Annotated in this window: 12 protein-coding genes; 1 reads left to right on the top strand and 11 read right to left on the bottom strand. The window is 48.2% G+C overall.

Features of this window, described 5'->3' with window-relative positions; translation table 11 throughout:
• Nucleotides 1-24: 24 nt before the first annotated feature.
• On the bottom strand, nucleotides 25-729 hold the full coding sequence (locus ACFYU8_RS01780; protein ID WP_390296393.1) for a hypothetical protein: 705 nt from the start codon (nucleotides 727-729) through the stop codon (nucleotides 25-27).
• A 133-nt stretch (nucleotides 730-862) separates the two neighbouring features.
• On the opposite strand from ACFYU8_RS01780, the gene ACFYU8_RS01775 reads away from it, so the two are divergent.
• The gene (locus ACFYU8_RS01775) at nucleotides 863-1,042 is read left to right on the top strand and encodes a hypothetical protein (RefSeq protein WP_390296395.1); all 180 of its coding nucleotides are present in this window, start codon (nucleotides 863-865) and stop codon (nucleotides 1,040-1,042) included.
• Nucleotides 1,043-1,105: 63 nt separating this feature from the next.
• On the opposite strand, the gene ACFYU8_RS01770 is transcribed toward ACFYU8_RS01775, so the two are convergent.
• From ACFYU8_RS01770 to ACFYU8_RS01725, 10 genes are all read right to left on the bottom strand, one after another.
• Entirely contained in the window at nucleotides 1,106-2,410 is a 1,305-nt protein-coding gene (locus ACFYU8_RS01770) for an amidohydrolase (RefSeq protein WP_007723137.1), read from the bottom strand.
• A 16-nt stretch (nucleotides 2,411-2,426) separates the two neighbouring features.
• Nucleotides 2,427-3,050, bottom strand: coding sequence for a redox-sensing transcriptional repressor Rex (locus ACFYU8_RS01765; protein ID WP_390296397.1), 624 nt, complete (start codon nucleotides 3,048-3,050; stop codon nucleotides 2,427-2,429).
• 15 nt (nucleotides 3,051-3,065) lie between these two features.
• On the bottom strand, nucleotides 3,066-3,965 hold the full coding sequence (locus tag ACFYU8_RS01760) for a ComEC/Rec2 family competence protein (RefSeq protein ID WP_390296399.1): 900 nt from the start codon (nucleotides 3,963-3,965) through the stop codon (nucleotides 3,066-3,068).
• Nucleotides 3,966-4,006: 41 nt separating this feature from the next.
• Nucleotides 4,007-6,910, bottom strand: coding sequence for an ATP-dependent DNA helicase DinG (gene dinG / locus ACFYU8_RS01755; protein WP_390296401.1), 2,904 nt, complete (start codon nucleotides 6,908-6,910; stop codon nucleotides 4,007-4,009).
• 91 nt (nucleotides 6,911-7,001) lie between these two features.
• Nucleotides 7,002-8,456: a tetratricopeptide repeat protein gene (locus tag ACFYU8_RS01750; protein WP_390296403.1), complete on the bottom strand. Its 1,455-nt coding sequence runs from the start codon at nucleotides 8,454-8,456 to the stop codon at nucleotides 7,002-7,004.
• 82 nt (nucleotides 8,457-8,538) lie between these two features.
• Nucleotides 8,539-8,922: an aspartate 1-decarboxylase gene (panD, locus tag ACFYU8_RS01745; RefSeq protein WP_007723146.1), complete on the bottom strand. Its 384-nt coding sequence runs from the start codon at nucleotides 8,920-8,922 to the stop codon at nucleotides 8,539-8,541.
• A gap of 20 nt (nucleotides 8,923-8,942) precedes the next feature.
• Entirely contained in the window at nucleotides 8,943-9,809 is an 867-nt protein-coding gene (gene panC, locus ACFYU8_RS01740; RefSeq protein WP_390296405.1) for a pantoate--beta-alanine ligase, read from the bottom strand.
• Nucleotides 9,806-10,669 carry a 3-methyl-2-oxobutanoate hydroxymethyltransferase gene (gene panB, locus ACFYU8_RS01735; RefSeq protein WP_390296407.1) on the bottom strand — a complete coding sequence of 288 codons (864 nt, stop codon included), beginning with the start codon at nucleotides 10,667-10,669 and terminating at the stop codon, nucleotides 9,806-9,808. The genes panC and panB overlap by 4 nt, the downstream gene beginning before the upstream one ends.
• 261 nt (nucleotides 10,670-10,930) lie before the next feature.
• A complete protein-coding gene (locus tag ACFYU8_RS01730) occupies nucleotides 10,931-11,914 on the bottom strand; it encodes a biotin--[acetyl-CoA-carboxylase] ligase (RefSeq protein ID WP_390296409.1) in 984 nt (327 codons plus the stop codon).
• On the bottom strand, nucleotides 11,904-13,127 hold the full coding sequence (locus ACFYU8_RS01725) for a CCA tRNA nucleotidyltransferase (RefSeq protein ID WP_390296411.1): 1,224 nt from the start codon (nucleotides 13,125-13,127) through the stop codon (nucleotides 11,904-11,906). The genes ACFYU8_RS01730 and ACFYU8_RS01725 overlap by 11 nt, the downstream gene beginning before the upstream one ends.
• Nucleotides 13,128-13,194 lie beyond the last annotated feature (67 nt).

Below are 13,194 nucleotides of genomic sequence, written 5' to 3'. Positions count from 1 at the left end.
AGTAACTCCTTTACGTGGCTGACATTACAATCGGAATCGAAGCTGGTCTCTCTTCACTCCAACTGCCGTTTGTATTTGCAAATCCAGCTCCAGTTGACGAAGCTGCCCCGTAGTTGACTCGTACCATAGTTGGTAACTGACTTTAATTCCGTTCGTTACGTTCGAAGTCAAATCATGAATGGGGAAGGATGGACCTAACCACATCGATAATAGCGAAGAGACTTCCTCAGGTGGTACCGCTAACCGATATCCACTCCATCCTTGCCCTGCAGTATCTTTCAGACTTTCAGGACGAACAGATTGCATAACTCCCTTGAGTAATGCTGCGTGCTCATACGGGGTGAACAGCGCATAAGGCAGTGCGGCATGATCCTGTATCTGGCCATCAATTCGCACCGACACTAGCTGCCCATCTTCTCTGGTTATTTCAAGCTGGTGGCCACCTATTTCTCCTGCGAGCTGAAATTGTTCATTTCGATATCGTCCATGCAAAGTCTGATCCTGCATGTATACCAGAAATGAGCGTTCCTCGTCCTTCGTGATCTGCTCCAAAAGCTCTTCTACAGTCGTCGTAGTCTGCTCCGTACCTGCTGTTTGTCTGACCGCAGACGCAGTATCTGTGCTGTCTGTATTGGCTGATCGACTTACTGTCCCCAATACAATACCGAGGAGGAATAGACCGAGTAGGATAGGAATGAGCCACCACAGCATTTTGGGCCGGATGTACATGTCGTCCCCCCTGTCCCATTTTTGTCTTTAGCCTATGCTATACGGGAAGGTTTTAGAACGACACGGAAAAGTTGCTAATCATAGCTTAAGGTCGGGCGGTCATACTACATATACACCCCGAGGAGGTGAGCGCGTGACAGCTTCACAACAAACCACATCTCCTGACATACTTGGGTTTCTGTTGCAGGAATACCGCGTCTCCTGGGCAGGATTGTCGTCTCCCTTGCGTCAATGGTCGCACACACCCACTCTTCATTTTCGCCATCATCTCCTGACAAAAGCTGTGGCGAATATGAACAACGGAACGTCGTAGTATCCAATTCCCCTACCTACACCTGCACTGCCTTACTCCTGTCCCCCACCTGACAGGAGCCTTTTACCGTTTTAACGTTTGGAATACGCGGTTCGCTTCGTAAATCGCGCGCTCCTCATCGATGGTCAACAGTTTATGATTACGCATCAAAAATTTACCCGCTACAATCGTATCTTTCACATCTCGTCCATTTGCTGCGTACACCACGTGTGAAATCGGTTGGTGGGCTGGGTGGAAATGTGCTTGGTGACTATCTAGCACGATCAAGTCGGCTTGCTTGCCTACTTCAATGCTTCCAAGCGTTTCCTCTTGGAATACTCCTTCTGCCCCATAACGTGTAGCCATGCGAAGTGCTTCCTCTGCAGGTACGGCTACTGGATCGTTGTTTACACCTTTGTGCAGGATCGCAGCGAGTTTTAATTCCTCAAACAAATTCAAATTGTTGTTGCTTGCCGAGCTGTCGGTACCCAGCGATACGCTGACACCCTTTGCCAACATTTTCGGAACAGGCGCAACACCGCTTGCCAGCTTCAGGTTGCTCACAACGTTATGAGAAACTCTCACGTTGTATTTTGCCAAAATGTCGATTTCTTCATCCGTCAGGTGAACAGCGTGCGCGACGAGCGTTGGGCGATTGAACATTCCCAGCTTTTCCAAATGCGCAACTGGACGCAGCCCGTAGTCCTTCTCATTTTGACCGACTTCCCAAGCGGTTTCAGACATATGGATATGAAGCGGCAAGGAAAGCTCATCGGCTTTTTCGATAATTTGGGTAATAAATTCTGGCGAGCAAGTGTATGGAGCATGCGGTGCCATCATGACGGTAATCCGACCGTCTGCCTGATTATGCCATTCTTTTGCAAAAAGAGTCGCGTCTTTCAGCTTTGTTTGACGTTCTTCTTCAGAGCACAGACCGATCATACCTCGGCACAGGCGTGCACGCATTCCAGCTGCATCGACTTCCTTTGCCACGACATCCATATGATCATACATATCCACAAACGTAGTGGTTCCAGTGCGAATCATCTCGATGAGCGACAGTTGGGTACCCCATTTTACTGTGTCTCCCGTGAATTGCGCTTCCAATGGCCACATTTTGTCTTCCAACCATTGTTGCAGCGGCAAATCATCTGCATAACCGCGTAGGAGGGACATGCCAGCGTGTCCATGTGTGTTGATCAATCCAGGCAGTATGTAGTCTCCTTTTTGATCGATGACTTCATCGTATCCTGCTTCCGACAGGTCCTCAGGCGTTGGGCCCACGTACGTAATCTTGTTGCCTTCGAATGCTACGGCACCATCGTAAATGACTTCATTCGTATCGTTAACGGTAATGACTGTTGCGTGAATGAGGATCGTCTTTTTCATAATATACACTCCGTTCTTACGTCAAGTAGTAGGCCAAGCTTTGCAGGTTGGACGTCACATCTGCATAGTGAATGCGAACATCTTTTCCTGCGCGAATCGTCGTAGGGGCAAAATTCAAGATCCCCCTGATACCCGCTTGAGTCAACTGATCACATACGGATTGCGCTGCAGGTGCTGGTACCGTAATAATCGCCAGCTTGATCTGCTTGTTTACGATCGTTTCTTCCAGCTCTGATAAAGGCTGAATCAGTATACCTGCGACCTTTTTGCCCTGCTTCTCGGGGTTACTGTCAAAGATGGCCGCAATCCGCATGTTATCTTTCAAATAAGCGTTGTAGTTACTAATGGCATGGCCCAAATGTCCAGCTCCGACCAAAGCCACACGGATTTCATCCGTTAGCTTCAGGATTTCACGTATTTTTTCCACCAGATAATCGACATCATAGCCGATTCCTTTTTTTCCAAAATCACCAAAAGCTGCAAGATCTTTTCTGATTTGGGCAGGATTCACATCAAGATTCTTGCCCATCTGTTGGGAGGAAACGGTGGTCACCTCAACCTGCTGCAAATAACTGAGGTAACGCAGATAAATCGGCAAACGACGGACGACCGCTTCTGAAATCTTTTCGTGTTTTGCCACGTTCGGTCTTCCCCCCTAATTCTTTTGCTTCAAAATCCGATATTCTTTCCCATTCGATAAAATGGTAATGGAACCATCGTGGCTGGTAACATATGTCTCGGCCCATGATTCACCCAAGCGCTCCATAACTTCCGTCTGACCTTCTTTCATTTGATCACGCGATCGGCCTGTTTGAATAATGGCGACCTGCGGATCGACCTGCGTCAGAAAGGGTTGCGAAGACCCTTGATTGCTCCCCTGACCGGCTACCTTGAGCACTTCCGCCCTCAGCTTGTCATTTTTTTGTTCCAACAATCGCTCTTCTGCTTTTTCATTCACGGCACTCATAAATAAAAACCGCAATTGACCGTGCATCAATCGAAAAACGAGAGAATTGTTCTGGGGCGATAAAAATAACGGCTCATTCGGAAGCAACACTTCCATGGAGATTTCTTGGTCAAGCGTGAGTACTTGTCCTTGCTCTGCTTCCATCTGCTTTTGTTTGGGGCGAAGCAGCACGACATGACGAATCGAAGGTGAGATCAGCTTGGGTAAAATGACGGCATCTACAAGCACTTGCTGGCTTAATGAAGCGTAGCCTCCCATATATTCAGGCTGATCGTTCGTCAACACCACATAATCGAGCCGTGTGATCTTAAGCTCTGCCAAACGCGCCGAAAGAACGGGCCAATCTTCTGCCGCACCCGTATCAATCAGCATCGTCTTGCCACCTGGCATTCTCAAAAGTGTACTTTCACCATGAGGAAGTGCCAAGTAGCTGATAATGAGACCAGAAAATTCCTGTTCGGTCTCCGTTTCAAACGGGTCTTCGATCTTCACTGCTGCTTCTAGCAAATGACTGTCAATCGAGCATGCGCAAAGGAAAATCGCACAGAGAACCACAATCCACCAACACCACGCTTTTTTCCCTAACATTTATTTTATCACCTTAATCCCTATGAGACTATTGCTTCATTTTATGAATCTGACAGGGATTGCATACTAAGGAATGGATCTATGCGCTCTCGCAGCGTTGGCCATGAACCACTTTCGATCTGAAATGGCGGTAAAGATTGAAGGAATGAACGTCCATATCTCGACTCAACCACACGCGTGTCGAATACGATCACGACCCCGCGATCCAAGTGATGGCGAATCAATCGCCCCACACCTTGTTTGAATTGCAAAACGGCTTGTGGAAGAGACAAAGACATAAAGGCGTTTTTACCTTCTGCCTTCAAAAGTTCTGCCCTGCCTTGATAAACAGGATGATTCGGCGGAGCAAACGGGAGGCGAACAATGACTAAACTGCTCAGCCATTCCCCCTGGATATCGACACCTTCCCAGAAGCTGCTCGTCCCTAGCAGAACACTTCTCTCCATGCTTCGGAACAGACGTACCAGCTTGCTCCGATTGTTGCTATCGATGCCGTGACCGAATAACGTATACGGTTCTGGGGCGTCCGCAAGTCGTTCCTTCATTGCTTGGTAAACGAGTCGCAGCATCGAGTGGGAGGTAAACAGAATCAGCGTCCTTCCTTTTGAAGCCAATACGACATCAACGCATCCCTGAATAACCACCTCCAAATACGTATGGTCACTCTCTTTGCCTGGTGCGGGGAAATCAGCTGGAATCAACAACAACCCCTGCTCTTCATAATGAAACGGCGATTGCAATGACAAGGTACGAACTCGTTCCTCAGGCAGTTGGTCGAGACCAAACTGGCTTTTGATGTAGGAGAAGCTGTTTTTGACAGTCAGAGTGGCTGATGTCAAGATCAGACTCCGCTTCTGCGCGAAAAGTGGTTCTGCCAGTGAGTCGGCAACCTTTAAGAGTGCTGCTGAAAAATGAACCTGCTTGCGAGCTGTACGGGACTCTACTTCCATCCAATATACATACTCGGCATCCTGCTCAAGCAAAAAGAAGTGAAGCAGTTCCACGGCGTTTTGCCAGTCTTTGATGAGACCGAATAAATCCGTCAGCAGACTGCGTACGGCAAAAGGAGGCTTTTCCTCTTGCGGAGTGGTTCGCAAAAGCTGCTCGATGCCCGCTGCGTGTGCTGTCATCCCTTCAATCAGCTTTTTGGTTACTTTGCGTATTTTCTCGTGTTTGCCTACAAACGATTCGATCCGATAACGTACCGTCTCACGTCCGGCGTCTGTCGTCTCCTCCGCGCGCTCTGATGCCCATACATACAAGAGCTGTGTCCATTGCTGCGCTTTCTCTCGCAAAGAAGCGGACTGCTTTTTCAACTCCAGGAGCTTTGCAGTGACATCTTCTTGTACCGCAGGCATCCAGCTTTGTAGTTCTTCTGCGAAGCGGGCAATAGCCCCACTCTCTTCAACCGATGCACGATCTAACAAGAAGAGAAGCTGCGTAGTTGAAAACTGCTTGCCTAAATGCTGTGTCGCGGCATCCTCCAAATGATGGGCCTCATCAACGATAGCAACTTCATACGGAGGGAGGATTCTGTTTTCCGCTTGCAAGTCACTGATAAACAGGGCGTGATTGACGATGAGTACGTCAACATCGCGTGCCCGTTCCTTCGCCTGGAAGTAGTAGCAGCGGCTAAACCAAGGACAAGCCCGATTCAAACAAGAGCTCGTATCACTTTTTACCTGCTGCCACAGCAGTTGACCACTTGGAGGCATGCTCAGCTCTTCCACGTCACCTGTAACGGTTTGCGTGAGCCACGTCAGCATTTGTCCTTTGACCAACCGCATTTCTTGGCTGCTTCCTTCCACAGGTTCGTCTACGGCTTGTTCAAATTTACGCAAGCATAAGTAGTTTCCTCTGCCTTTTAGCGTCGAAGCTGTGAAGGAAAACGGCAACGACTCCTGCAAGGTAGCGATTTCCTTGTGGAATAGCTGCTCCTGCAATTGAATGGTATTGGTGCTAACCACAAGCTGCTGCTGATTGTGATGAGCCCAAATGATTCCCGGCAAGAGATAGGCTAATGATTTTCCCGTGCCTGTCCCTGCCTCCACCAATAAATGGGCACCATCTTCCATCGCCTCGTAGACGGCATGCATCATCGCTTCCTGAGCATCCCGACGTTGATACCCCGACATTTTAGCTTGCATATGCCCGTTTTCGCCCAAAACATCCTCGAGCTGATCAGCAAATGCTTTTGTCACCCTAGCATCGATATGAGGACGTTTCAAAGACGCCGTTGCTTTTTCTTCTCGCTTCCGAAGGGCCAGCTGACGATAAATATCCCACATGTCTGAGGAATCAGTTACTGTTGGCGTTCCATCCAGCTCTGGCAGCTCTATGAGCTTTTCCATTTCGATCTGACGTAAAAGAACCTCGATATCAGAGCGAAACGAAGAGACGAGCATCTGCAGCCGCTGGATCGTCACAAGCGGCAATTTCTTTAAAATATCTAGCAAGTGGAGAAAGAGCTGCGCCGTGGCAAGTGCATCGCTGTCTGCTTGATGGGGATTATCGTGCTCTATTTCCAGCTCAGACGCCAGTTCTCCGAGTCTGTAGCTATTTTGCATCGGCAAAAGAACGCGGGATAGCTCCACTGTATCAAGCACATAGCCGTCGAACGCATAATAGCCCTGGCTCAGCAGGGCTTCTTGTAAAAATTGGAGATCAAAGCTTGCATTATGTGCAACAAAAGCTCGTCCGTCCAATAAACGCAAGAAATCTGGAAACACTTCTTCCAAGGAAGGAGCATTTGCAACCATCTCATTGGTAATCCCTGTTAATTGGGTAATAAATGGGGGAATATCCTGGCCCGGATGAATCAGGGTGGAAAAACTCTCGGTAATCTGCCCGTCATCGATTGCGACTGCACCAATCTGAATGATGCTATCTCCTTGGCGTGGATGGCTTCCCGTCGTCTCAAAATCTACAACTAGTAATCGATTCAAACGTTGTCACCTCGTAACCTGGGCGGAAACATTCAATCCGCACCCATTCACATTCGGCAACGATGGGAAATATTCCTGCTCTCCTGTACATTTAAGGCTGTACGAGCTCGGTTTGCATTTCTGATTGACCGAGCTTACTTGCACACAATTGTAGATAGATGGGGATTTCCCATAACTGTTCTGCGAATGGCAATGCCCGTTGAAAATACTGTTCAGCTAGGCGCCAATTTTCCTCCACAACCGCGATTCTTCCCAGATGAAAATACCCTAGCGAACGTACATATGGCTCAGCGTCTTCCAGGAAATATTTTGCCAATCGTTTCGCCTCTTGTGTATCCCCCAGCTTTTCGTATGCGGAAATCATCCCGGATTGTCCGAGGCGATTGTCTTGATTTTTCTCCAGCATGATCCGAAACGCTTTGATCGCTTCGTCTACCCTTCCATCAAACAACAGCATCCAGCCATAACTAAAAAGAAAGTCGTCATTTTCGGGAGCAAGACTGATTGCTTTTTTGACAAGCGTCAATGCGCGCTTCGTACCCGCAATGAGCCAAGTATTCCAGGCCAAACCATGCCACGTCCACCCATCTTTTGGGGAACGCTCGGTCAAAAAGTGATAGCAAATTTGTGCCCGGTGGTAATTGCCCACTGTTTCGTATAGAGAAGCCATTTCCTGAAGAGTATCGCTGTCCAAATCGCGTGTCGGCAGCTGCAACCCTTTCGGCGGGCTCCATTCCACCGTCTGATCCATCGTATGCAGTAATTTGGCAGCACGCAGCCATAGCATCTGCGCTTCCCAATCGTGCTCGTTTTTTTCTAGATACGGTTCCAATTCGTCCAAAGCTTCCTGTGCATCGCCATCCCTTAAATAGCATAGCGCGAGGTTGTATTTAGCTTCTTCTTGTTCTGGCTTGATCTCGAGAGACGTCTTAAAAGCTTGTGCCGCCTCTAACCATTGCTCCTCTTCTGCCAGTATGCATCCCATGGCATTGAAGCTGATGGCCACCATGGTAGGTGAGCTTGCTGTCCTGCCGAGTAGACGGAATTCCCGAAAGGCTAATTCTTTCTCCTCACACAAGAGGAGACTGTAGGCGTAGTACAGGCGTCCACTTTCCCAGTCTGGCGATTTTTGGACTAATTCTGCAAAACACTTTTTCGCGTCCTGGAACATGCGTAAATGATAAAATCCTTCCCCACGACGAAAAATCGGCTCGTATAGATTTGTTTCCGGGGAATGGTCTTTCTTTTTTCCGTCTGCTGTTTTTTTCGTTTCAACGGCATTTGATGCTTCTGTATTCACCTGCGACTGTTGCGTCTTTTTCTCTTCTGCCGGAAGCTGTCCTTCCATTTCCTTGATACTACGAATGGCATTCGATAATTTTTCTTCGAATTGAAGCCACAAGTCTACGACTGTATCGCTTACTTGACGCAATTGAAATAATTGTTCCGCGAGCTGAAGGCGCTCTTGTTCAGAAGCCCCCTGCCACTTCTCTTCAATCGTCTGCGCTTTGTTACGAAGCGTATGGAACCAGTCTTCGATTTTCACAAGAAAAGCCACCCCCTATGAGGCATGAGTACTTTCATTGTCTCACAAGGCAGGTGGCTCTATGCAGGAGGCGACAGATCGCTTACAGAATCGTCGCGTGTACTTCTTCTGCAATCAATTCTTTGATCTGATTTTTTTCATCCATGATGGCGACACGCGGCTTGTAGGTTCTCGCCTCTTCATCCGTCATCATCGCATAGGCAATAATAATGACGATATCGCCCTCCTGTACGAGACGTGCAGCTGCTCCATTCAAGCAAATGACGCCACTGCCTGGAGCACCTTCGATGACGTATGTTTCCAAACGTGCGCCATTGTTGTTATTGACGATTTGTACTTTTTCATTTGGCAAAATATCCAGTGCATCCAACAAATTTTTGTCGATGGTAATACTGCCAACATAATTCAAGTTTGCTTCAGTTACCGTTGCGCGATGGATCTTTGCTTTCATCATGGTGCGGAACACTAAGAATTCCTCCCTTTACTCTACTTGATTGTTGTAATCGTATTGTCGATCAGTCGTGTTTTGCCAAAACGAACAGCTAGTGCGAGGAGGATAGTTTGACCTGCTGTTTCCTGCTCGACTGGAGTAAGCGCTGGATAGCTCAAGATTTCCACATAATCAATATCAGCCAGCGGCTTCTCAGAAATTGTTTGCGTCACTCGATCTTTGATTTCTGAAAGAGCCATGCCCTCTCCCAACCATTCTTCTGCTTGCTTCAAGCTCTGAGATAGCACTAACGCTTGGGTTCGCTCGTCTGCTGACAAGTATACATTTCGAGAGCTCATGGCAAGTCCATCCGCTTCGCGTATAATTGGGCATGGAACGATTTGAACTGGCATCGACAAGTCGTAAACCATTTGCGTCACAACGGCTACCTGTTGAGCATCCTTTTGTCCAAAAAAGGCGTAGTCAGGCTGGACAATTTGAAACAATTTATTGACAACGGTCGATACGCCATCAAAATGACTTGGACGAGAAGCTCCGCACAATGGAGACGTCACATTCGCAACTGAAATATTGGTCAACATCGGCTTCGGATACATCTCGCTGACTTCCGGGGTAAACAGGAAGTCCACTCCCGCTTCTTCTGCCATTTTGCTATCGCGTTCGATATCGCGCGGATAACGTTCAAAGTCCTCATTCGGTCCAAATTGCAGCGGGTTTACAAAAATGCTCATCACGACCAAATCGCATACTTTACGGGCAGCTTTCACCAAGCTGAGATGTCCCTCATGCAGAAACCCCATGGTCGGCACCATCCCGATCGTTTTGCCTTGCCGACGTGCTTCTTTTACATGAACGCGCATCTCTTCAATTGTGGAGACTTGCTGCATCATCGTTTGCATCATGACTGCTTCACTCCTTCCCCGTACAATTCCTTGATCGTTTCTTCAGAGGCATGAAACACATGCTCAGGCCCTGGGAAGCTTCTTGCTTCGACTTCTTTGTTATAGGTCTCAATGGCTTCACGGATTGTTTCTCCGATGTTTGCGTAACGCTTAACGAATTTCGGTGTGATATCCGATGCGTAGCCGACCAGATCATGGAACACCAGCACTTGCCCGTCACAAGTTACACCCGCTCCGATCCCAATCACAGCGATGTCCAGCTTGTCAGCAATCATGCCTGCAACCTCTTCCGGAACACATTCCAGAACAATGGCGAATGCACCCGCTTCTTGAATGGCAAGAGCTTCGTCCAACAATTTTTTGGCTGCCTCCAGATCTCTGCCTTGCACTTTGTAACCACCTAATTGATGGACCGATTGCGGGGTAAGTCCAATATGTCCAACGACAGGGATGCCTGCTTGTACACAACGTGTAATGATAGGGGTTAATTCACGGCCCCCTTCCATTTTGACCGCCTTGGCCAGCCCTTCTTGCATTAGTCTGCCCGCGTTTTTCACCGCTTCCTCAAGCGTTCCGTGATAACTCAGGAAAGGTAGGTCCGTCACGACAAATGCACGCTTGGCCCCTCTCGTTACTGCTTTCGTATGGTGTAGCATATCCTCCATCGTAACAGGGATGGTGGAGTCATAACCGAGTACAACCATTCCCAATGAATCACCAACCAGAATCATATCAGCGCCAGCTTCATCAGCTAATTTGGCTGACGGATAATCATAGGCGGTCACCATGGTAATCGGGGTTCGTGTTTCTTTTTTCTTGCGGATACTCGAAGTCGTAATGGGTCTGTCGTTTGTTGCCATTATTCATTTCTCCTCTTTCGCATCAAGCCCGTGGATCGTGTGAGGAATAAAAAAACCTTCTCGCGTCAATCGGGAGAAGGTTGTCCATGTCAAAAAGACATCATGCGTCCAACGGATTCCTTCTGTCTCGGTCCACACAGGCTCTGAGCAGATTTTTGTCCATACACGTATTGCATTAAGATTACACGATCTATACAAAATTACTCCGGAAGTACCGTTCACGAAGTGATACAGCCTCCAAATTGGAGTATAGCAAATGATTTAATCATTTGCACGATAATTGACATCAGCCGAATAAACTTTGTGAATCTGCCCCGCTTGATCCTCGACCTTGAGTACGCCTTCCTCATCCAAGCCAACGGCACGACCTTCAAGCTGTTGTGAAATCGTCTGGAGCGTCACCCATTTGCCAATGGTGTACGAATGATCCTCCCACTCTTTTTTTACACGCTCGAAGCCAGCTTGCAAATAGTGGTCGTACTCTTCTTCAAAGATTCGGCAAAGCCGCTGGATAAACGAAACACGCTTGAGTGGCTCGCCAGATTCACTTCGAAGCGAAGTCGCAATCTGTGCCAGTTCAGATGGAAAATCAGACTCGACACTATTGGCATTGAGCCCAATTCCGATTACTAAATAATTGACTCGATCCGATTCAGCATTCAGTTCTGTCAAAATCCCGCATACTTTTTTGTCACCGATAAAAATATCATTCGGCCATTTGATTTTGACAGGCAACCCCGTCTCTTCCCGAATCGTTTTCGCTACGGCCACTGCCGTTAGCAACGTCATCTGAGGTGTCTTCGGCAAAGGAATCGCAGGACGGATGATCAAGCTCAACCAAATCCCCGTACCTTTCGGAGAATGCCATGGTCGACCTAGTCTGCCTTTCCCACCTGTTTGCAGCTCTGCCAGCACAATCGTACCTTCCACTGCCCCTTTTGCCGCAGCCTCGTGTGCGAGTGGTTGTGTAGATACGACCTCATCGTAAGCGATGACATTCTGTCCGATCCGATCCGTCGCAAGTCCAGCCATGATTTCAGCTGCTGACAAGCGATCAGGGGCAACCAGCAGGCGATACCCCGATTTGCGTACCGCCTCTACCTCGTAACCATCACGGCGCAGCTCTTCGATGTGTTTCCAAACCGCCGTCCTGGAGCAACCACATGTTTGGCTTAATTCCTCACCAGAGATGAAACTGCCCGGCTGGTCACGGAATGCTTGAAGGATGACTTGCTTAATGTTCATCTTGTGCAACCTCTTTCTTTGCAACTTCGACGAGTGCTTCTGGTGTATTTGGTAAACCGTGCAGAGCCGATTGTCTTAGCAACGATTCCAAGACGCGGAAAATCCACTCGCCTGGCTTTTTCTGAATAGCCATTTGCAGATCAAGCCCCGTGATTGCCAAATCCTTAAGAGTTTTGACAGGCATGCTCTCGTATTGATCGATGAGTGCTTGTATCGAAAACGATTGCCTCTCCTTCCACCAACACGCTTGCAATAAAATGGCGAACTCGTTGCACGTGTCCCACCCGACTTCAAGCAGCAATGGCCCCCACTCGATCAATTGAGGGACATCCCATTGCGGCTGCAATCGTGTCAAAAGTCCAACCAAGCAACAAATTGCTTCTGTTTCCCGTTTGGACATTTTGAGGAACTGACATACTTCACGCGATTGCACGGGAGAATAATTCGCCGCAAACAGTAGCAACGACCATTTTTGCGTCACGGTTTGCAAATGATGGAGCCGCCAGACTTGCTCATTTGAGAGGACGAACAGTTTTTCTACATCAGGAGCACAAGCCATGAGCTTCGTTTCATTCAACAACTGACAACCTACCTCTGGGGCTTTGCTGTCGAGCGTTTTATTCAGCTCTTCTCTTATCCGCTCCACAGCAATATGAGCTAACAAAGGTGCCGTCTGTTTCATGGCAAGCATAGTCTGATCTTCTATAGCAAAACCTAACTGGGAAGCAAATCGTACTCCTCGTAAAAGCCGAAGGGCATCCTCCTGAAATCTCTCTAGCGGGAAGCCTACAGCCCGAACCAGCCGATTCTCCATATCCTCTCGTCCACAGAACGGGTCGTGCAATACTTGATTACGATCCATTGCCATTGCGTTCATCGTAAAATCTCGTCGCTCCAGATCGAGCCGAAGTTCTGAAACGAACTGAACCTCATCGGGTCGACGGTAATCTTCATATTTTCCTTCCGTCCGAAACGTGGTTACCTCGAACATCTGCCCCTCGACTTTTACAGACACAGTACCGTGTTTCAGACCAGTCGGGACATGATCGGGAAACAATCGGATGACGTCGCCGGGATGGGCATTCGTACATATATCTATATCATGAACAGGTCGTTGTAAAAGCCAATCGCGGACGCAACCACCCACATAGTAAGCTTCGAAGCCATGTTCTTCTAATTTGTCGAGAACACGCTTTGCCAATTCTATCGCCAATCCAATCCCCCCTTTCTGGTTTGCTCCGCCTGATCTACACAAGGAGGCGTTATTCATGAGAGTTTTG

This window comes from Brevibacillus sp. NPDC003359 (genome assembly GCF_042878995.1).
Classification (GTDB): Bacteria; Bacillota; Bacilli; order Brevibacillales; family Brevibacillaceae; genus Brevibacillus.
Note: the sequence above shows the minus strand (reverse complement) of the source record. Positions and strands in the feature narration are given on the sequence as shown.

What these genes read in the sequence shown, in the direction of transcription:
- ACFYU8_RS01780 (WP_390296393.1), bottom strand. Translation starts at nt 729, where the DNA reads ATGTACATCCGGCCCAAAATGCTGTGGTGGCTCATTCCTATCCTACTC.
- ACFYU8_RS01770 (WP_007723137.1), bottom strand. Translation starts at nt 2,410, where the DNA reads ATGAAAAAGACGATCCTCATTCACGCAACAGTCATTACCGTTAACGAT.
- ACFYU8_RS01760 (WP_390296399.1), bottom strand. Translation starts at nt 3,965, where the DNA reads ATGTTAGGGAAAAAAGCGTGGTGTTGGTGGATTGTGGTTCTCTGTGCG.
- panC (WP_390296405.1), bottom strand. Translation starts at nt 9,809, where the DNA reads ATGATGCAAACGATGATGCAGCAAGTCTCCACAATTGAAGAGATGCGC.
- panB (WP_390296407.1), bottom strand. Translation starts at nt 10,669, where the DNA reads ATGGCAACAAACGACAGACCCATTACGACTTCGAGTATCCGCAAGAAA.
- ACFYU8_RS01730 (WP_390296409.1), bottom strand. Translation starts at nt 11,914, where the DNA reads ATGAACATTAAGCAAGTCATCCTTCAAGCATTCCGTGACCAGCCGGGC.